The organism is uncultured Thermomonas sp. (genome assembly GCF_937872235.1).
GTDB lineage: Bacteria > Pseudomonadota > Gammaproteobacteria > Xanthomonadales > Xanthomonadaceae > Thermomonas > Thermomonas beijingensis.
The window spans coordinates 1-19596 of sequence record NZ_CALMPC010000074.1 but is presented as its reverse complement, the minus strand read 5'-3'; the positions used below and the strand labels follow the sequence as shown (position 1 = coordinate 19596).

Annotated in this window: 24 protein-coding genes; 7 read left to right on the top strand and 17 right to left on the bottom strand. The window is 62.5% G+C overall.

All coding sequences use genetic code 11. The annotated features are described in order from the left end of the window. Positions 1-139 precede the first annotated feature (139 nt). Positions 140-2215, top strand: coding sequence for a lytic transglycosylase domain-containing protein (locus QWB57_RS06505; RefSeq protein ID WP_288968860.1), 2076 nt, complete (start codon positions 140-142; stop codon positions 2213-2215). A 6-nt stretch (positions 2216-2221) separates the two neighbouring features. Next, the gene (locus QWB57_RS06500; RefSeq protein ID WP_288968859.1) at positions 2222-3466 is read left to right on the top strand and encodes a multifunctional CCA addition/repair protein; all 1245 of its coding nucleotides are present in this window, start codon (positions 2222-2224) and stop codon (positions 3464-3466) included. Here the strand turns inward: QWB57_RS06500 and QWB57_RS06495 are convergent. From QWB57_RS06495 to tsaD, 7 genes are all read right to left on the bottom strand, one after another. Further along, complete coding sequence (locus QWB57_RS06495) at positions 3456-4505, bottom strand: heparan-alpha-glucosaminide N-acetyltransferase domain-containing protein (protein ID WP_288968857.1); 1050 nt, start codon at positions 4503-4505, stop codon at positions 3456-3458. The two genes, QWB57_RS06500 and QWB57_RS06495, sit on opposite strands and share 11 nt — an antisense overlap. A gap of 15 nt (positions 4506-4520) precedes the next feature. Next, positions 4521-4943, bottom strand: coding sequence for a VanZ family protein (locus QWB57_RS06490; RefSeq protein ID WP_288968855.1), 423 nt, complete (start codon positions 4941-4943; stop codon positions 4521-4523). Then, positions 4940-6124 carry an SAM-dependent methyltransferase gene (locus tag QWB57_RS06485; protein WP_288968854.1) on the bottom strand — a complete coding sequence of 395 codons (1185 nt, stop codon included), beginning with the start codon at positions 6122-6124 and terminating at the stop codon, positions 4940-4942. Before QWB57_RS06485 ends, QWB57_RS06490 begins: the two co-directional genes overlap by 4 nt. Then, the gene (locus QWB57_RS06480; protein ID WP_223625597.1) at positions 6121-6615 is read right to left on the bottom strand and encodes a 6-carboxytetrahydropterin synthase; all 495 of its coding nucleotides are present in this window, start codon (positions 6613-6615) and stop codon (positions 6121-6123) included. Before QWB57_RS06480 ends, QWB57_RS06485 begins: the two co-directional genes overlap by 4 nt. Further along, positions 6612-7316, bottom strand: coding sequence for an SDR family oxidoreductase (locus tag QWB57_RS06475; protein WP_223625594.1), 705 nt, complete (start codon positions 7314-7316; stop codon positions 6612-6614). The genes QWB57_RS06480 and QWB57_RS06475 overlap by 4 nt, the downstream gene beginning before the upstream one ends. Continuing rightward, positions 7313-7672 carry a dihydroneopterin aldolase gene (folB, locus tag QWB57_RS06470; protein ID WP_223625591.1) on the bottom strand — a complete coding sequence of 120 codons (360 nt, stop codon included), beginning with the start codon at positions 7670-7672 and terminating at the stop codon, positions 7313-7315. Before folB ends, QWB57_RS06475 begins: the two co-directional genes overlap by 4 nt. A gap of 121 nt (positions 7673-7793) precedes the next feature. Then, the gene (gene tsaD / locus QWB57_RS06465) at positions 7794-8819 is read right to left on the bottom strand and encodes a tRNA (adenosine(37)-N6)-threonylcarbamoyltransferase complex transferase subunit TsaD (RefSeq protein ID WP_223625588.1); all 1026 of its coding nucleotides are present in this window, start codon (positions 8817-8819) and stop codon (positions 7794-7796) included. Between the two features lie 89 nt (positions 8820-8908). On the opposite strand from tsaD, the gene rpsU reads away from it, so the two are divergent. The 4 genes from rpsU (at position 8909) to dnaG (ending at position 11912) form a co-directional block, all read left to right on the top strand. Next, positions 8909-9124, top strand: a complete 216-nt coding sequence (gene rpsU / locus QWB57_RS06460; protein WP_115647413.1) for a 30S ribosomal protein S21 — start codon at positions 8909-8911, stop codon at positions 9122-9124. Between the two features lie 88 nt (positions 9125-9212). Continuing rightward, complete coding sequence (locus tag QWB57_RS06455) at positions 9213-9656, top strand: GatB/YqeY domain-containing protein (protein ID WP_288968849.1); 444 nt, start codon at positions 9213-9215, stop codon at positions 9654-9656. Between the two features lie 15 nt (positions 9657-9671). Beyond that, entirely contained in the window at positions 9672-10169 is a 498-nt protein-coding gene (locus QWB57_RS06450) for a GNAT family N-acetyltransferase (protein WP_288968848.1), read from the top strand. An 18-nt stretch (positions 10170-10187) separates the two neighbouring features. Further along, positions 10188-11912, top strand: a complete 1725-nt coding sequence (gene dnaG / locus QWB57_RS06445) for a DNA primase (protein ID WP_288968847.1) — start codon at positions 10188-10190, stop codon at positions 11910-11912. 3 nt (positions 11913-11915) lie between these two features. Here the strand turns inward: dnaG and ada are convergent, their stop codons facing one another. Genes ada through QWB57_RS06415 form a run of 6 tightly spaced genes read right to left on the bottom strand, consistent with a single transcriptional unit; the run spans position 11916 to position 16921 of the window. Further along, positions 11916-12779 (bottom strand): bifunctional DNA-binding transcriptional regulator/O6-methylguanine-DNA methyltransferase Ada, encoded by an 864-nt coding sequence (gene ada, locus QWB57_RS06440; protein WP_288968845.1) that lies wholly within the window; start codon positions 12777-12779, stop codon positions 11916-11918. Positions 12780-12828: 49 nt separating this feature from the next. Then, a complete protein-coding gene (gene alkB / locus QWB57_RS06435; RefSeq protein ID WP_288968843.1) occupies positions 12829-13473 on the bottom strand; it encodes a DNA oxidative demethylase AlkB in 645 nt (214 codons plus the stop codon). Then, positions 13470-14399, bottom strand: a complete 930-nt coding sequence (gene cyoE / locus QWB57_RS06430; RefSeq protein WP_223625565.1) for a heme o synthase — start codon at positions 14397-14399, stop codon at positions 13470-13472. Before cyoE ends, alkB begins: the two co-directional genes overlap by 4 nt. 2 nt (positions 14400-14401) lie before the next feature. After that, positions 14402-15550: a COX15/CtaA family protein gene (locus QWB57_RS06425; RefSeq protein ID WP_223625561.1), complete on the bottom strand. Its 1149-nt coding sequence runs from the start codon at positions 15548-15550 to the stop codon at positions 14402-14404. A gap of 31 nt (positions 15551-15581) precedes the next feature. Continuing rightward, complete coding sequence (locus tag QWB57_RS06420) at positions 15582-16169, bottom strand: hypothetical protein (RefSeq protein ID WP_288968840.1); 588 nt, start codon at positions 16167-16169, stop codon at positions 15582-15584. Continuing rightward, the gene (locus QWB57_RS06415; protein WP_288968838.1) at positions 16166-16921 is read right to left on the bottom strand and encodes an SURF1 family protein; all 756 of its coding nucleotides are present in this window, start codon (positions 16919-16921) and stop codon (positions 16166-16168) included. The genes QWB57_RS06420 and QWB57_RS06415 overlap by 4 nt, the downstream gene beginning before the upstream one ends. Before the next feature lie 63 nt (positions 16922-16984). On the opposite strand from QWB57_RS06415, the gene QWB57_RS06410 reads away from it, so the two are divergent. Beyond that, on the top strand, positions 16985-17212 hold the full coding sequence (locus tag QWB57_RS06410) for a twin transmembrane helix small protein (RefSeq protein WP_223625553.1): 228 nt from the start codon (positions 16985-16987) through the stop codon (positions 17210-17212). Positions 17213-17298: 86 nt separating this feature from the next. On the opposite strand, the gene QWB57_RS06405 is transcribed toward QWB57_RS06410, so the two are convergent. The 4 genes from QWB57_RS06405 to QWB57_RS06390 all read right to left on the bottom strand — a co-directional run. Continuing rightward, the gene (locus tag QWB57_RS06405; protein ID WP_223625550.1) at positions 17299-18189 is read right to left on the bottom strand and encodes a cytochrome c oxidase subunit 3; all 891 of its coding nucleotides are present in this window, start codon (positions 18187-18189) and stop codon (positions 17299-17301) included. A gap of 27 nt (positions 18190-18216) precedes the next feature. Then, positions 18217-18792 carry a cytochrome c oxidase assembly protein gene (locus QWB57_RS06400; protein ID WP_223625547.1) on the bottom strand — a complete coding sequence of 192 codons (576 nt, stop codon included), beginning with the start codon at positions 18790-18792 and terminating at the stop codon, positions 18217-18219. 2 nt (positions 18793-18794) lie between these two features. Then, positions 18795-18959 carry a hypothetical protein gene (locus tag QWB57_RS06395; RefSeq protein ID WP_288968836.1) on the bottom strand — a complete coding sequence of 55 codons (165 nt, stop codon included), beginning with the start codon at positions 18957-18959 and terminating at the stop codon, positions 18795-18797. After that, positions 18946-19596: cbb3-type cytochrome c oxidase subunit I (locus QWB57_RS06390; RefSeq protein WP_288968834.1), on the bottom strand; the 651-nt coding region annotated here is incomplete at its 5' end. The genes QWB57_RS06395 and QWB57_RS06390, both read right to left, overlap by 14 nt.

Sequence of the window (19596 nt, the reverse complement as noted above, 5' to 3'; positions counted from 1 at the left end):
GGAACCCCATTGATCCTGCCCCCATTCCACGAACGCCCGTCCAAACAGCCTGGCTTGGGGCAAGCTCAGCTCTGCGGTTTGCTGGATGGCACTAAATACCCACTGCCCCGCAACGCTGCGCTCCAGCTATAGTCACGTCATGCACAAGTTCACCTCGGCCATGGTGGCCATATTGGCAATGGCGCTGTGCGGTGTGACGGCTGCGGCACAAACCGCCAACCCGCGTCCCAGCCCGCTACTGCAGCGCTCACCCATCAGGATTGCCGCACCCGACCCGGCATTGAAAGCGGCGTTTGATGCCGCATCGCGTGGCGGTTTGAATGACCTGGCGTTGGCCGGTTTCAGCAGCCAGCCATTGGCGGCGTGGCTGGAGTACGCCTCGTTGCGCAAACAACTGGACAGCTTGCCGCTGGTGCGCGGCAATGCGTTCCTGGCGGCGCATAAAGGCGAGGCCGTGGGTGATGCCTTTCGCAACGAATGGCTGAACGCGATTGCCAAGCGCAATGAGTGGCCAACCTTTTTGAATTTGTGGGATGCCAGCATCGACGATGCCGGCCTGCGTTGCCAGCGCCTCACCGCCTTGGCTGCCAGCAACCGCATCGACAAGACGTGGACGAATGATGCGCAAGCACTGTGGCGCAGCAGCGGCAAATCCCTGCCCGGCAGTTGCGATGCCCCGTTTGCGCTGCTCGCAGCGCGTGGCGAATTGAGTGATGCGCTGCGCTGGCAGCGTTTTGATTTGGCGGTCAGCGACGCACAACCCGCCGTGATGCGCAGCATTGCACGCGGCCTGCCTGCCGCTGATGCCGCGCAGGCCAATGCGTATGCGGCGTTTTTCGATAAACCCGATGCCGCGCTGGACACTTGGCCAAAAACACCGCGCAGCCGCTTGGTGGCCTCCATGGCGTTGGCACGCCTTGCCAAAAGTGCGCCGGATCGCGCCGAAGCGTTGCTGCCATCGGCCGCAAAAACATTGGCGTTTGGCGAGCCGGATAATGGCCGCGTGCTGGCGCAGATCGCGCTATGGACAGTGGCCTCGTATCTGCCGGAGTCCGCACGTCGGTTGGCCGCGGTGCCCGAATCGGCCTTCGATGACAACCTGCGCGAATGGCGCGTGCGTGAGGCACTGACCCGCAGCGATTGGCCTGCCGCCCTGGCCGCCATCCGCAAGATGCCCGATGCCCAGCGCAACGATTCACGCTGGCTGTATTTTGCCGCCCGCACCAGCGAACTCGGTGGTGATAGCGCAAGCGCAAAGGCGTTGTATGTGCAGGCGGCACGCAAGACCGATTTTTACGGCTTTCTGGCCGCCGACCGTTTGAACCAGCCCTATGCCCTTTGCCCGTGGCAGCTGGATGCCAGCGCCGCCGCCAAAGCCATCGTGGCACGCAGTCCGGCCATGGTGCGCGCCTTGCAGTTGTACATGCTGGACCGTAAAGGCTGGGCAGTGCGCGAATGGAACGACGCGCTGTCCGGCTTTACCGATGAGCAGCGCCGGTTGGCAGTGGAAGTGGCGCAGGACAATGGCTGGTTCGACCGTGGCGTGTTCGCGCTGGTCAATGTGGGCGGTAAACGCTATCCGGACGAACAACGCCTGTATCAGCTGCGTTTTCCGCTGCATCACGAGGCCAGCATTCGCCGCGAAGCCACGCGCAACCATCTGGACCCGGCGTGGGTGGCCGCTGAAATCCGCGCCGAATCGGTATTCGACCCCAATGCACGCTCGGCCGCCGATGCGCGTGGCTTGATGCAAGTCCTGCCTGGCACCGGTGCCAGCGTAGCCGCCAAGCTTGGGCTGGCCTGGGGCGGCGGTGACAGTCTGTTTGATGCCGACACCAATATCACCTTGGGCAGCGCCTATCTGCGGCAATTGATGGACCGCTATGGCGGCAAGCCCTATCAAGTCATCGCCGGCTACAACGCCGGCCCGGCACCGCTGAACCGCTGGGTGAGTCAACGTCCGGATATCGATCCCGACCTCTGGATCGAAACCATCGGCTACAAGGAAACCCGCGAATACGTCGCCCGCGTGCTCAGCTTCAGCACCGTCTACGACTGGCGTCTCAACGGCGATGCCCTGCGCCTGTCCGACCGCCTTTTGGGCATCACCACCGGCCCGCGCAAGGGCTTTGAATGCCCAGTCCCTGACGCGGTAAAAACCGCAGCGCCGCCTACAGTAGCGCCACCTGCCAACAAACCGCAAAAACGCCGATAAACCCGCATGCCCACGCCACTTCCAGCCACCACCCAAACCTATCTCGTCGGCGGCGCCGTGCGCGATGCCTTGTTGGGGCTGACGCCTGGCGACCGCGACTATGTGGTGGTGGGCGCAACCGCGCAGCAGATGTTGGATGCCGGCTTCAAGCAGGTGGGCCGGGATTTCCCCGTGTTTTTGCACCCCGACACCGGCGAGGAACACGCGCTGGCGCGCACCGAGCGCAAATCCGGGCGCGGCTATACCGGGTTTGTGGTGCATGCCGACCCATCGGTGTGTTTGGATGACGATTTACGTCGCCGTGATTTCACCATCAACGCAATTGCGCGTGCCGATGATGGCCATTTGGTGGATCCATTTGGCGGTGTGGCCGACGTGCAGGCGCGGGTGTTGCGCCATGTCAGCGAAGCGTTCACCGAAGACCCATTGCGGATCCTGCGTGCGGCACGGTTGCTGGCACGGTTTGCGTCGCTGGGCTTCACCATCGCCCCCGAAACCTTGGCGCTGATGCAGCAAATGGCCGCGAGCGGCGAATTAGACGCACTGGTGCCGGAGCGCGTATGGCAAGAATTGGGCAAAGCCCTGCGCAGCACCAAGCCTTCGGCATTTTTGCACACGCTGCGGCAAGTCAATGCCCTGCATGCGGTGCTGCCTGAAGTGGACGCCCTCTACGGCGTACCGCAGCGCGTGGACTATCACCCGGAAGTGGATACCGGCACGCATCTGGAACTGGTTTGCGACATGGCTGCGCAGCTGGCTCCGGGCGAGGATGCCATTGGCTACGCCGCGCTCTGCCATGACTTGGGCAAAGCCCTGACACCGGCCGCAGAATGGCCACGCCATTTGCTGCACGAGCATCGCGGCGTCGCGCCCGCACAGGCCTTGAGTGAGCGCTTGAAAGTGCCCGCCGAATATCGCGAGCTGGCGATGCTGTGCTGCCGCGAGCACCTCAATGTGCATCGCATCGACGAACTCAAACCCAGCACCGTGCACGACTTGATCGCCCGTTGCGATGGCTTTCGCAAACCGGCTCGCATCGACCAGCTGGCCACGGTGTGCGAAGCCGATGCGCGTGGGCGGTTGGGTCATGCTGAAACCGCGTACCCGCAGGCCAACACCTTGCGTCGGTTGCATGCGGCGGCGCTGGCGGTACGCAGTGATGCCATCGCAGCACAAGGCATCCGCGGCCCCGCATTTGGCGAGGCGTTGCGCAAGGCGCGTAGCGCCGCGATTGCGGCGGCTAAATCGTGATCCGCCAACCTTGCTTTTCCATCGCCCACATCAACAGCCACCAAAACGCGACGAACACCACCGCCACGGTCAATGACGCGAGTTTGCCTGCATCCAGCAACGCCGCAGCCTGCGCATAGGCCGCTGCAAATACGCCCAGCTTTTCGAAGACACAGGCCATCAACCACGAACCGGCATACGCGGTGATGGCATTGATGCCCATACTGCGCCCCAAGGGGTACGCGCCGCGCAGATCAAACAACCAATGAAACAGTGCCAGCAGCAATAGCGACCAGCCGGCGGCGTACACCACATATGACGACGTCCAGAGATTCTTGTTGATCGGCATCAGCAGATGCCACAGCCAGCCGATGGCCAGCATCACCAGCCCCGCAAGCAACAAACGGCTGCCGCCATACTCACGCAACCAGCTACCTGCGCGCACGCCAAGCAGGGTGGTGGCAATCGCCGGCAAGGTACTCAGCAAGCCTTCCGGGTCATGCGCTTTGCCGATGGCGGCATCGAATTGATAGTTGTGCACGCCCGCCAACCAAGTGTCGATGCGGCTGGCCAGGTTGTCCCACGGCACATAGCCGCCATTGCATGCGAGCAGCACCCAATAGCCCAGCAAAATGCCGCCGATAACCGCCCATTGCATGCGTGGGTGCAGCGTCAACGCCAGCGTAGCGGCCACGCCGTAGCACAGGCCGATGCGCTGCAAGACACCCCAGACGCGGAAGTGCGCTTTGTCGTAGCCCCACATGGCCACCAGATACAGACCCATGCCCACTACCACCAACCGCAATGCGCGCAACCACAGCTTGGATAGCGATCCCCCCGGGCGCAGGCCCAGCGCAATCGAGACGCCCACCACAAACAGAAAATGGGGGAAGATCAAATCGGTGGGTGTGAAGCCATTCCATTCGGAATGCTCCAGCGGTGCAAAGACATGATCCCAACTTCCGGGATAGTTGACCAACAGCATCGCCACCACCGCCCAGCCGCGCAGCACATCCACCGAAACAAAACGCCGTGGCGCGGTGTTGGCCACTATCTGCATCGTGATGCTTTCCTTTCAGTTCCTAGATGACAAGCGTCGATCCACCCACAGCAACAGATCCCGCAGCGGCGTGAATGCGGTAGCAAGACCGATCAACACCCCGATGGTATTGGCCAGTGCGTCATAGCGATCCATGCTGCGGCCCAACCCCATGGCCCCCTGCAAAAACTCCAGCGCAATGCCCATCAACACGAGCAGCAAGCACACAAATGCCCACGACAAGCGCCGAGCAAATAACTGCACCGCAGTGGCCGACAGCAACGCATACGCAATGAAGTGCTCGCTTTTGTCGCTCATCGACAGCGACGGCAAATCCTTGCCCGGCAACAACTCACCGGCAACCACAATCGCGATGGCCAATATCCACAGCACCATCCATGCACGTGGGTAATGGAAAGGCTTGAGTGAGCGCCCAAAGTGGCGCGGCGGTGTTGTCATAAGTGGTGGCTCAAGTCACCCAGCAAGAACGCCGCATCCAGCTCCACACCGCGCTGGAAGCCAATCGCCTGGAAGCGCTCGCCCATTTCACTGGGCAAGGTCAGGTGTTTGACCTGCTGACGCAGATTGTGGCGCGCCACCTCATCGGCGGCCTGCGCTTCTGCCGCCTGCAGATGTCGCTCCAGGCCATTGCCCAGCAAGAAACTGGATTGCGAGCAATAGCCACTGAACTCGAAGCCCGCCCCCACGCAAGCTTCCGCCACCGCAGTGAAATCCACCGACGCGGTGATGTCCTGCAGGCCCGGCCATGCGAATACGTCGTTGGTCACATGCTGCTGGCGGAAGGCGCGCAAGGTGCCATCACTGCGTTCGGGCTGGTAGAACTCGCTGCGTGCATAACCGTAGTCGATCAACAGCAGCGCGCCGTTTTGCAGCCCCCCCACCACCGCCTGCATCCAGTACGGCAATTGCGCCAAGGCTTCGCTGCGATAGCCTTCTGGCAGAGGTTCTGGCAAGCGGCGTTCGATATTGCGCACCGCGCCAATCAACATTGCATCGGCGGGTTTTTCAGTACGCACAAAGCGCCCTTCGCCATCCAGCGCGACGTGTTCTTCCATGACCTCGCCCGCGCGAATCACAAAGCGCGGCACCGGCAGTGCGTCTATGACTTCATTGGCAAACAACACGCCATTCCAAATCTCTGCAATCGGCCCATCCAACCATTCCACACGCGCAAACAATTCAGCAGGAAGCTGCGCCTGCAAGCGCTCGCGCTGGCGCTGGCGCAGGTCGGCGCTGGGTTCCAACATCGCATAGCGCGCTGGCAGCACGCCGATGTCTTGCAAGGCCAGCAGGCAACTTTCGGCAAACGCACCGCTACCGCCGCCCAACTCCATGAACACCGCGCCTTTGCCTGCCTGCCGCAAGGCAGGGGCAATCGCGGTGGCCACGCCAGCCGAAAACAAAGGCGAGCGCTCCGGCGCGGTAATGAAGTCCCCGCCCTTGCCGAATTTATGTGCCCCGGCGCTGTAATAGCCCAAACCCGGCGTGTACAACGCCAGCTCCATGTACTTCCAGAATGGGATGCTGCCGCCGGCGGCGATGATCTGCTCCTGGATCACCTCGCGCAGATGCGCGCTATGTGCTTGCGCATCGGCAGAAGGCGCGCCCAGCGGACTCATGGGTCTACCCGCAGGCGACGGCCCGCGCTTTGCCCGGGGCCGGAAAACACCCGCACTTCAATCGCACGAATGCGGTGCTGGCGCAGCTCGTCGCGATCGGCCGTCAGCCGCGTCAAAAAATGTGCGGCAAATTCTTCCAACGTGACATTCTCGATCGGCAACAGCAGTACATCGGCGCGCAAAAACGGAATGCGCTGGCCATTGAACACCGCGATCACATGCTCGCCCTGCTCCTCAATCTGCAGGTATGGCGAGCGTGTGGGCAGGATCATCCATTCGTTCAATTCACGGCACAGCGCAATCACGGTGTCTTTGTAGATGCCATAATCAAAGCACATGCCATTGCCCAGCATGTGCGCTTCGATGTCCACTTCCACGCGGAAATTGTGGCCGTGCAGGCGCTCACGCTCGCTGGCAGAAAAAATGGTGAAGTGCGCGGCCGAAAATTTCATCGCCTGCTTGGCAAGGCGAATGGTCACCGTCTCGTTCATGCAAAATCCTTGTCGCTGATATCACCCAACTGCGGACGCATCACGATGTCCTCGATCACCGTGCGCGCGGACATCACCCACGCCATCCACGCCGCCTCAGCGACATCATCTGCCGGCATCAGACGCGCGTCCGGCAGTGGCACCCCCGCCCAGGAATCGGTCAAGGTGGCACCCGGCAACAGCGCCACCACGCGCACGCCATGCGGCTTCATTTCTTCACGCAGATTGCGCGAAAACCCATACAACGCGTGCTTGGCAATGCTGTAGGCACCTCCATTGGGATACGCCGCAATCGACGCGGTACTGCACACGTTCAACACCATTCCGCGGCGCCGTTCGATCATCGCCGGCAACAGTCGTTTGCTCAGCCGATACGCGCCAAACAGATTGGCTTGCAACATGTCCAGCAAGGCATCGTCGTCTTCATTGCTGATCTGCCCCGGCCGATATGCGCCGGCATTGTTGACCAGCAAATCCACCGCGCCATGCCGGGCCAACACGGCTTTCGCCAACGCATCGACCGATGCCGCATCGCGCATATCGCAGGCATGCGTTTCAATGCCGGCAACGTCCACGCGCAATGCCGCCAAGCCGGCTTCCCCGCGTGCGCAGGCAATCACCGTGCAGCCTTCGCGTGCGAAGCGCGCCACCATGGCGCGACCAATCCCGCGCGACGCGCCGGTGACCAGCACCACGCTCACGAAAAACTCCCGCGCTCGATCTGCACGCCCACCGCCGCCGCATTGGCCAGCGCATCGGGCTTGGCAAGTTTCAGGCGCACACCCTTGGCCCCGAACTCGGTCAGGATCAAATCGGCGCAGCATTCGGCCAGCGTTTCCACCAGCATGAAATCGGTCTGCGCGATGTAGCCAGCCAACCGCGCACTCACCGCTTCGTAATCCAACGCATCGGCCAGCGTGTCACTAGTGGCCGCGATGCGGTTGTCAAAGCGCATGTGGATGTCAAATAGCAGCGGCTGCGGCGTGTGGCGCTCGCGGGCATGCACCCCAATCAGGGCGTCGATGCGCAGGCCTTCGATAAAAACGATGTCGGTCATGGAAACAGGATACCGGCTGAACCCTGCCCGTGGCGGCGAGACCGTTCGGTGAATCGCGTAGCGGCATTTCAAGCCGCGCAGCGAATACCCGGCTATCTCGCGACGACTGCCACTGCCCGGCTCACACCAGCGGCAGTTCTGCCATATCCCAGCGCGGCACGGCGCGAATGGTGGCGTCCTCGTGCTGGCCGGCGACCAGCCGCAGCGCGCCGGCATACGCAATCATCGCGCCATTGTCGGTACACAACGCCGGGCGTGGGAAGCAGGCGCGGCCGCCGCGGCGTTCGCACATTTCGGTCAATTTGGCGCGCAGGCGCTTGTTCGCCCCCACCCCACCCGCCACGATCAGCGTGCCGCACCCGGCCGCATCCAGCGCGCGCGCGCACTTGATCGCCAGCGTATCGACCACCGCATCCTCAAACCCGCGCGCAATGTCCGCACGGGTTTGCGCGCTCTGGTCGCTGCCTTTCCATGCCAGCAAGACCTGCGTTTTCAAGCCGCTGAAGGAAAAATCCAAGCCGGGGCGGTCGGTCATCGGGCGCGAAAACTTGAACACTCCCGGCGTGCCGGATTCGGCCAATTTGGCCAGCTGCGGGCCGCCCGGGTACGGCAGGCCCATCATTTTTGCGGTTTTGTCGAAGGCCTCACCGGCGGCATCGTCCAGCGTTTCGCCCAGCAGCCGGTATTGACCGATGGCGTCCACCGCCACCAGCTGAGTGTGCCCGCCCGAGACCAGCAAGGCCACGAACGGCGGCTGCGGCGCGTCATCCTCGATCAGTGGCGCCAGCAAATGCCCTTCCATGTGATGCACGCCGATGGCGGGCACGTCCAGCGCCCACGCCAGCGAACGCGCCACCCCGGCGCCCACCAGCAAGGCGCCCACCAGCCCGGGGCCGGCGGTGTAGGCCACACCGTCGATATCGCCCATCCCCAAGCCCGCCTCGGCCAAGGTTTGCCGGATCAGCGGCAGCAATTTGCGCACATGGTCGCGGCTGGCCAGCTCCGGCACCACCCCGCCGTATTCGGCGTGCAGGGCGATCTGGCTGTACACCGCATGCGCGCGCAGGCCCGCCGCGCCGCCAATATGGGTGTCATACACGGCAACGCCGGTTTCGTCGCAGGAAGATTCGATGCCAAGGACTTTCATCCTCCTATCTTGCGCCGGAAATGATTTGACTGCTATCATGCACGGCTCGCCCACCAGACGGGCGGTTTCCCAGAATCGAGATTTCCCCGATGCCCAGCGTCAAAGTCCGCGAAAACGAACCCTTTGAATTTGCCCTGCGCCGCTTCAAGCGCACCTGCGAAAAGGCAGGCGTGCTGGCCGAAACCCGCAAGCGCGAGTTCTACGAAAAGCCGACCCAGGAACGCAAGCGTAAAGCCGCTGCCGCCGTGAAGCGTCAGGCGCGCCGCAGCTCACGCGACGTCACCAAGCGCCAGCGCATGTACTAAGCGCGGTTGGGGTCTGCGAAAGCCGGCACGTGCAAGCGTGGCCGGCTTTTCGCGTTTCTGCAATTTGATTATTGAACTGGAGGCCACCATGAGCCTGAAACAGCAACTGACCGACGATATGAAATCCGCGATGAAGGCTGGCGAGAAAGACCGCCTGGGCGTCATCCGCCTGATCAATGCCGCGATCAAGCAAAAAGAAGTCGACGAACGCATCGACATGACCGACCCGCTGGTGCTGGCCGTGCTGGAAAAAATGGTCAAGCAGCGCAAGGACTCGATCACCCAGTTCGAAGCCGCCGCACGCGAAGATTTGGCCGCGATCGAGCGCTATGAGCTGGGCGTGATCGAAGCCTATCTGCCGGCGAAGATGGACGAGGCCGCGATTGTGGCTGAAATCGACAAGGCCATTGCCGCCACCGGCGCAGCGTCTGCCGCCGACATGGGCAAGCTGATGGGCGTACTGAAGCCGGCGCTTGCCGGGCAAGCCGACATGGGCTTGGTCAGCAAGCTGGTGAAGCAGAAACTGTCCTGATCCGCGAATCCCGCCATGACTGATACCCTCATCGCCATCCGTCCCGCCACGCCGGACGACGTGCCGCTGATTCGGCAACTGATCGTGGAATTGGCCGAATACGAACGCATGCGCGATGCCGCCGTGGCCACCGATGCGGCGTTGCGTGAACAACTGTTCGGCGCGCAGCCGGCGGCAGAAGTCTTGCTTGGCGAAGTGGATGGGCAACCGGCCGGCTTTGCGCTGTTCTTCCACAACTTCAGCACATTTCTGGGCCAGCGCGGCTTGTATCTGGAAGACCTGTTCGTGCGCCCGCAATTTCGCGGTGCCGGCCTTGGCAAACACCTGATGGCCACCTTGGCGCGGCTGGCGGTGCAGCGTGGCTGCGGGCGTTTTGAATGGAGTGTGCTGGACTGGAACACGCCGTCGATTGGCTTTTACCGCAGCATCGGCGCGGTGGGTATGGACGAATGGACCGTGCAACGACTGCAGGGTGATGCGCTGCACGCACTGGCCGCACGCGACGAGTTGTAAGCCGCATAATCCCAACGCATGGCCCGCATTCCCGACGCATTCATCGATGAACTCTTGGCGCGCTCGGATATCGTCGAGATCGTCGGTGCGCGCGTCCCGCTGAAGCGGCAAGGCAAGGAATACGCAGCGCGCTGCCCCTTCCACGACGAGCGCAGTGCCAGCTTCACCGTCTCGCAAACCAAGCAGTTTTATCACTGCTTCGGCTGTGGCGCACACGGCACCGCACTGTCGTTTTTGATGCAGTACGACCGTCTTGAATTCCTGGACGCAGTGGAAGAACTGGCGCGCCGGGTGGGCATGGAGGTGCCGCGCGATACCGCCCAGCGCAATGCCAATCCGGAAACCCGTGACCTCTACGGCGCGATGGCAGACGCTGCCGATTTTTTCCGCCAGCAACTGGCGCGCAGCGACAAAGCGCGGACCTATGTTGCCCAGCGCGGTATCGCCGCCGACATCCTTGAACGCTACGCGATTGGCTATGCACCGGATGGCTTCAATGCGCTGCGCGATGCGCTTGGCAGCTCCCCGCAGCGCATGCAATTGCTGGAACGCGGCGGGCTGTTTTCGAAGAATGACAAAGGCCACGTGTACGACAAGTTCCGCGACCGCCTGATGTTCCCGATCCACGACCGCCGCGGCCGCGTGATCGCTTTCGGCGGCCGCGTGATCGACCCCGAGGATTCGCCCAAATACCTCAACTCGCCGGAAACCGCGCTGTTCCACAAAGGCCGCGAACTGTATGGCTTGTGGCAAGCCAGGCAAGCCAACCAGAAACTCGACCGCCTGATCGTGGTGGAAGGCTATATGGACGTGGTGGCGCTGGCGCAATACGGGGTCTCGCAGGCCGTGGCCACGTTGGGCACGGCCACCACACCCGACCACGCCGAGCTGCTGTTTCGCAACGCACCGGATGTGTTTTTCTGTTTCGATGGCGACCGCGCCGGCCGCGCCGCCGCGTGGAAGGCACTGGAGTCGGTGCTGCCGCGGATGAAAGACGGCCGGCAGGCGCTGTTCCTGTTTTTGCCCGATGGCGAAGATCCGGATTCACTGGTGCGCAAAGAAGGTGTGGCAGGGTTTGATGCGCGCCTGCGGCAGGCCACCCCGCTTTCCGAATTTTTCTATGCATCGCTATCCGTCGATGTGAATCTGGGCAGCCTGGACGGCAAGGCGCGCTTGGCCGAACGCTGCAAACCGCTGCTGGCACAGATTCCCGAGGGGGCCTTCGGTGATTTGATGCAACAACGGCTGACCACGCTGACCGGCATCGGCGTGCGCAGCGGCAGCACGCCACCGCCGCCGCGCATGCAGCGCCACGCACCTGCCAACCCATCGCAAAAACCCAGCCTCATCCGCAGTGCAATCACCCATTTGCTGCATCGCCCGGGCTTCGCGCTGGCGCTGACCCCGCCCTATCGCTTCGCCGCGCTGCGGCAGCCCGGCATCGAGTTGCTCTCGGAGCTGGTGCTGCTGGTGCACGCGCGCCCGGATATCACCACCGGCCTGCTGCTGGAGCACTTCGCCGAGCGTGAGGAAGCCGTCGCGCTGCAGAAGCTGGCCGTGCTGGAACTGCCGGGCGAGGACGATGTCCTTCGCCAAGTGTTTATCGACAACATTGAACGACTGGATGCTGAAGCCCTTGGACAGCGCCGTGAGGAACTGCAGCAGCTGCAGCGCGACGGTGCGCTTGGCGACGCAGGCAAGCAGGAGCTGCGTGCGCTGCTGCAGGCGATGCTGCAACGTTGATACTCAGCGCGCCTCGCCCTGTGGCTTGGCCTCACGTTGCAACAACGCACGCTTGCGCTCCACCCCCCATCGATAGCCAGATAGCGCACCATCGCTGCGCACCACGCGATGGCAGGGGATCGCCACCGCCAGCGTATTGGCGGCGCAAGCGCGTGCCACCGCGCGGCTGGCGGATGGCATTCCAATGTGTTGCGCCAGTTGCGCATAACTCACGGTTTGGCCCGCCGGAATTTTGCGCAATGCATCCCACACCCGTTGCTGGAATGCGGTGCCGCGGATATCCAACGGCAAATCCAGACCAAGATTGGGTGCTTCGATAAACCCCACCACCTGCGCTACCAGTTGCTCGAACGCGGCATCGCCGCCCACCAGTTCGGCGTGTGGAAAGCGATCCTGCAATTCATGCAGCAGCGGCTCCGGTGCATCGCCCAATGCAATGGCGCACACCCCGCGGCCACTGCGCGCCACCAGCAGCGCACCCAAGGCACATTGCGCCAAGGCGAACTCGATGCGTGCCGCACGGCCACCATCGCGGTATTGCGTCGGCTTCATGCCCAGCATGGCATCGGCCTGCGCATAGAAGCGGCTATTGGTATTGAAGCCGGCATCCAACATGGCATCGGTGATCCGCGTCTGCGTCGCGGAAAGCACCGTGCGCAGCGCAGCCGCACGCTGTGCAGAGGCATAGGCCTTGGGCGTCACCCCGGTGATCGCCTTGAACACCCGATGAAAATGATGGGGACTGAGGCCCGCTTGCGCTGCCAGCTCCGCCAGCGAAGGCGGCGTGCTGGCAGTCTCGATTTGACGACAGGCCGCCGCCACGCAGGCGGCATGGAGTGCAGCAGGTGAGGCAGCGGGACTTTGCATAGGCTTACTTTAGCGATGCACGCCGCGGCGCACACTCCGATTCTTGCGATCAGCGCACCTTACGAAAGGTCAGGTTGATGCGTTGCTCACCCAGCACCGCGTGCCGGCCTGGCTGGATCGGCAACACGCCATGAAAGCGCATGCGGTCTGCGCCGCCCCACACCACCACATCACCATGCAGCAGCGGCACCCGCACGGTTTTATCACCGCGCGCAAACCCACCGAATAGAAACGTGGCAGGCAGCCCCAGTGATACCGACACAATCGGCGCCACGCGGTCATCTTCGTCACGGTCCTGATGCAGGGACAGACGGGTGCCCGCCACATAGCGATTGATCAGGCAGGCATCGGGCCGGTAATCCGCAAAACCGGCCGCCGCCGCTGCTGCGTTCGCCAATTGCAGGAACGCCTCGGGCAACGCGGGCCACGGCAGACCTGTTTGCGGATCATGCCCCTCGTAGCGATAGCCGCGACGATCACTGACCCAGCCAAAATGCCCGCAATTGGTCATTGCCACTTGCATTACATGCCCGCCAGGCGTCACCAGATGCCGAAACGGCGCATTGCCGGTGATGGTCTCGATACCCGCCAGCAATGCGTCCTTGAACGCCAATGCAAACCCATGCAGCACGCAAGCTTGCGCGGCCAACTCGGTGCGCGTGCCGACGGTGTCTGCGGCGAATAAATCGCTCACGAGGCCGGTGCAAACTCCAGTGCGGCGGCCGGTTGCAACAACGGCAGCAGCCAGTGATCGGCCAGCAAGAATGCAAACAACGCCATCAGGTACACGATGGAATATTTGAAGGTACGCATCGCAAAAAACTCATCCGGTGGATCCAGCAATTTCCACGCATACCACAAGAACACCGCGCCCAGCACCAGCGCGCCACCCAGATAAAACAGGCCGCTCATGCGTGCCGCCCACGGCAGCACCGTCACCACCACCAACAGCACTGTGTACAGCAGGATCTGCCAGCGTGTGTAGGTGACGCCATGCGTGACCGGCAACATCGGCACCAGCGCACGCGCATAGTCGGCGCGGCGGAAAATGGCCAAGGCCCAGAAATGCGGCGGCGTCCACACGAAGATGATCAGCACCAATAGCAGCGCGTATTCCCAGTCGTGCGCTTGCTGCATGCCGGTGACAGCCGACCAGCCCAACAGCGGCGGTGCGGCGCCGGCCAAGCCACCAATCACGATGTTCTGCGGGGTGGCACGCTTGAGAAAACCGGTATAGACGATGGCGTAGCCAATCAGCGAGGCAAACGTCAGCGCCGCGCACACCACATCGACCCACAGCAGCAGGATGCTCATGGAGGCGACGCCCAGCACGATGGCGAACACCAGCACCTGCATGGGTGTCAGCGCGCCGGTGGCCAACGGGCGCTCGGCGGTACGCGCCATCACCTTGTCGATGCGTTGATCCAGCAGATGATTGATGGCCGCCGCACTGGCCGCCGCCAGCCAAATCCCGAACGTCCCGGCCAGCAGGCGCGGCCACGGCCACACATCGCCGGGCCCGATCGCCAGCAGCATGCCGATGATCGCGGTGAACACGATCAGCGCCACCACGCGCGGTTTGGTCAACGTCCAATATTGCGATGCCAGCGAACCACGCATGCTCAAGCCTCCGGTGGACGCAGGCGCGCCAGCAAGGTCACCAGCACGAACAGCAATGCGGTTGCGCCAGCGTTGTGCAATACCGCGATGTGCAATGGCAGCGACAACATCACATTGGCAATACCAAGCCCCACCTGCGTGCACAGCAGCAGCCCCAGCAACACGCCCCAGCCGCGCAAACCGGGACTGCGCAGCAGGCGCGCCGCGACGGCCAGCAAATGACCGAACACCAACACCGCCATCAGCCGATGCGCCAACTGGATCGCCACCCGCGCAGTGTTGTCCAGCACCCCGCCTTCATAATCCACGCCAATCCCGCGCCACAGCACAAAGCCTTCGGCGAAATCATGTTGCGGCCACCACGCGCCGGCACATTTGGGAAATTCAGCACCACAGGCCAATGCTGCGTAATTGGCCGATGTCCAGCCGCCCAGTGCGATTTGCACCATCAGCAATCCCAGCCCGATCAACAGCAAGCGCCGCAGCTTGCACGCGTCGCCGCTGATCAGCGGGATGTCGGTGGCGCGCCATGCCATCCAACTGAGCAGAGCAAAGGTGGTCAGGCCGCCCAATAGATGCCCCATCACCACAATGGGCTTGAGCAGCCAGGTGACCGTCCACATTCCCAGCAACGCCTGGAAGATGATGACGGCCAGCGTCAGTGTGGCCGAGCGCGCCAGATCCACATTCGACCAGCGCACCACGCCCAGCAACAGCAACGCTTCGCCCAACACCGCAAGGGCCGAGGCCGCGCCATGTTGCCCGCGCATATACAACGGAATCGCCAGCGCTACCGCCAACGCGGCACCGATCACGTGCTGCCAGCCCTGCGGGCGCTTGCGCGTGGCCAGCAACGCCAATACCAGCACCAGCACCCCCAGCGAGCCTGCAATCATGCGATGGAACTGCTCGCGCCACGCCTTGTGCGGCACCACCGGGCGGATCGCGGTGGCGGCGTGGTCGGTCACTTGCGCAGCATTGGTGGGCCATGCCACCTGGCCGTAGCAGGTCGGCCAATCGGGGCAGCTCAGGCCGGCATTGGACAGCCGCACAAACGCGCCAAACACGATGACACACGCCGCCAGTGCCACCGCCAGCCAGGCGATGCGGTGGAAATGGCGATACAGCACGGAACGCGGGGAGGAAGACATCAGCATCATCTTTTTGTTTTAGGCAAGCGCTTCAATTGATTTTAAGCAAGCGCGCCAGATCGGTGCGCAAATCCCCGGGGTCGAAGCCGGGTGCATAGCGCAGCACCACAAATCCGTTGGGATCTACCAGCCACACCGGGTCGCTATCGCCAGTGGCCACGTCTGCCTGCGTCAGGCCTGCGCGCAGGCCGGCATCGGCACGCAGCAGATACACCTCGCGCAGCCCATCCAGCGGCACTGGAGCCGCGCCGGCCCACAGCACATGCACGCGGTCAGCCTCGCGCCCCATCAACCGCCACACCTTGTCCAGATTTTCCAGCAGGTGTTGGCAGGCAGCGCGACGGGCACCCTCGCAATCACGCGGCATCGTCACCATGCGCCACGTGCGCGGGCTGTCTTGCCAGCGGTAGGACTTGCCATCGGCCAAGGTCGGCGAATAACTGCGCAGATCGCCATAGGGTTGCAGCATCTCGCCTTTGTTCTTCATTCCGTGCGGCCGCCAGCCGGCAAAGCGCAGTGCGCCGGCGGTCAACATGACGCCAAAAAACAGCAACAGCACAATCAGCAAGGTCTTGCGATTGTGGCGTAGTGCCGACGTTGCGGGAGTTGCGTCACTCATGATGTCTTCTTTCGTTTGAACGTCAGCACCAAGGCCACCACCAACACCGTGATCGCCAGCCCGAACCATTGCACTGCATAGCCTAAATGACGCTCGGGGGTCAGGGTGTTGGGCAGGATGTCCAGATCACGCTCGCCCGGTGCCAACATCACGCCGGCATCGCCGTGTGCATGTGCAGGATCCAGTCGCAGGACGCGGGGTGCAATGCCGGTGGGCAGGTGCAATGCCCTGGCCAGCGCAGGCACATCCATGCGCGCCGCCAACCAGCGATGTTCACCCAAGCTGGCCAGCGCTTGACCATACTGCAAGCCTTCGGCCGGCGGCGCGGCCAATAGACCACGCACCGCTTGCTCCGCGTGGGCCGGGCAGCCAAACACAGGCAGCGTGCGTGTGCCATTCAGTGGCCACCAACCGGCATCCAGCAACACCGCTTGACTGCCGATATCGGGCAGCAATACGCAATACATGCGCACACCTGCGCGCCCTGCGTGCTGCTGGTTGTCCAGCCACACGGTGACGTTGGCAATCCGCCCCTGCCCGCTTGACCAGTCGTAATTGGAGGCGCGTTTGGAATCCGATGCCAGCAGCAGCGGCTGCGGATGGCTGTGATCCAAGGCTTGTTGCGCCTGCGCCAGCATTGTCTGTTTTTCGTGCATGCGCGCCAGTTGCCAGCGCCCCAACCACGCAAACCCGGCCGCCAGCAGCAGTGCCAGCCACCACCACACCAACAATCGCCGCGTGATTGCGCTCATTGCACCGTATCATCCACCGCATCAATGCGGCTTGCCCGCGGCTGCCCGGCTTTGGAGAGAGATGTGAACGAGTCGCTGAAAATTCTGCTCATCGTGGGTTTCTTGATCCTCATCCTGTGGAACTTGGGTGCTGGCCTGTATTACATGCTGGTGGATAAAGGCCAGACCAAGCGCACGGTCAATTCGCTGACCAAACGGATTGCCCTGAGTATCGGTTTGATCCTGTTTGTGGTGTTGGCCATCAAACTGGGCTGGATCACCCCACATGGCGTGGGCCGTGCGCCGGGCTGAACCCTGATACCACTTGACGCACAAAGGCCGGCATCGCCGGCCTCTTTTTGTGCCGCCCTCTCCCCGCGTCGCGGAGAGCAGGAAGATCACAGCACGTAAACGAACAGGAACAGGCCCAGCCAGACCACGTCGACGAAGTGCCAATACCAGGCCACCGCTTCAAACGCAAAGTGGTTGTCCTTGCTGAAATGACCCTTGGCACAGCGCAGCCACATCACTGCCAACATGATCGTGCCCAAGGTCACGTGCGCGCCGTGGAAACCGGTGAGCATGAAGAACGTGGATCCGTAGATCCCCGAGCCCAAGGTCAAGTTCAGGGTGTGATAGGCGTGGATGTATTCGGTGGCCTGGAAGTACAGGAACAGGCAACCCAGCAGCACGGTCAGCCCTAGGAACAACATCAATGCGCCGCGCTTGGCTTCTTTCAGTGCATGGTGGGCAATCGTCACCGTCACGCCGGATGTCAGCAGGATCAGCGTGTTCAGCAGCGGCAAGCCCCACGCCGGCACGGTCTGGTAAGCCCCGCCGATATCGGCCGGGCCGTTGCTGGGCCAACCGGCGGAAAAGCCCGGCCACAGCAGTTCATGGGTGACAACCCCGTGACCTTCGCCATTGAGCCACGGCATCGCAAACTGACGTGCGTAGAACAACGCGCCGAAGAAGGCTGCAAAGAACATCACTTCCGAAAAGATGAACCACACCATCCCCATCCGGAATGAGACATCCACCTGCTTGTTGTAATGCCCGGCCAGTGATTCACGAATCACGTCGCCAAACCACTTGAACAAAATCGCCAACAGACTGGCAATGCCGATGAAGAACACCGTGCGGCCCCAGCTGACTTCGTTCAACCAGCACGCAAAACCGACCATGGTGGTGAACAACGCCACCGAGGCAAACACCGGCCATTTGCTGCCGTGCGGAACGAAGTAGATGTCCTGGTCGTGGCTGCCGTGCGCGGCGTGTGCATTGGCCATGGTGGTTTTCCGAAAGTTCAAAAAGGGTCAGGGCGCGGCGCGAACCGCTCCGGTTTGGCTATGTGCCGATGCAAGTGCAGCGGTCATCGCCTCGTTTTTATAGAAGGTGTACGACAAGGTGATGGTTTTCACGCCAGCCGGCAACGATGGATCCACGATAAAGCGTACTGGCATGTCGCGCGATTCACCGGCCGCCAAGGTCTGCGCGGTAAAGCAGAAACACTCGGTCTTGTTGAAATAACCCGATGCCCGCGCCGGCGCCACGGATGGCACCGCGCTGCCAACAATGGCGCGATCGGCTGCGTTCCTAGCAAAGTACAGAGCTTGGTACTGCCGCCCCACTTGCACCTGCATCGAACGCTGCTCGGGAGCAAATTTCCACGGCAGCTTGGAGTTCACGCCGCCATCGAACTGCACCGTCACCCACCGTGCATGGGGGTCGGCCTGATCACGGGTGGCGGCCACCGGCCCTTGCTCCAGCCGGATGCCAAACACTTTTTCGCAGGCGATGCGGTACAGCGGCACCAGCGAGAAGGTGAAGCCGAAGGCGAGCAGCACGACGCCGATCATCTTCCACACCCCCAACTCGCGGATGCCCGCCATGCTCAGCGCCCCATCCCGGTCAGCACGATGAAGCCGACATACACCAGCAGTGCAATCCCGCCCAGCAGCAACGCGGTGCGCTTGGCGCGCTTGCGGCGCGCCTCGATGACGGGGTCGGCTGCGGCAGAGTCGCGTGACATCAGACTGGCCGTCTCAGTGGTGGACATCGCCATGCGCCAGATCGCCGTCGCGGATCACCGGCGGCTTTTCAAAGGTGTGATGCGGGGCCGGCGACGGCACCGTCCATTCCAGGCCCTTGGCACCTTCCCACGCACGCGCTTCAGCCTTGGCACCATGCTTCTTCGAATGCAGCAGCAGGAAGGCCATGAAGAACGGGGTGACGAACATGCCAAACGCACCGATCGAGCTGACCAGGTTCCAATCCGCAAACACCACGTTGTAATCCGGGATGCGGCGCGGCATGCCGGCCAGGCCCAGGAAGTGCTGCGGGAAGAACAGCACATTGACGAACACCATGGTCCACCAGAAATGGATCTTGCCAAGCGTTTCGCTGTACATGCGGCCAGTCCACTTCGGCCACCAGTAATAGATCGCGGCGATGATCGCAAACAGCGCGCCGGTGACGAGCACGTAGTGGAAATGCGCCACCACGAAATAGGTGTCGTGGTACTGGAAGTCGGCCGGCACGATGGCCAGCATCAAGCCGGAAAAACCACCAATCGTGAATAGCACCACGAAGGAAATCGCCCACAACATCGGGGTTTCGAAGGTGAGTGAACCGCGCCACATGGTGGTGACCCAGTTGAATACCTTCACCCCGGTGGGGATCGAGATCAGCATGGT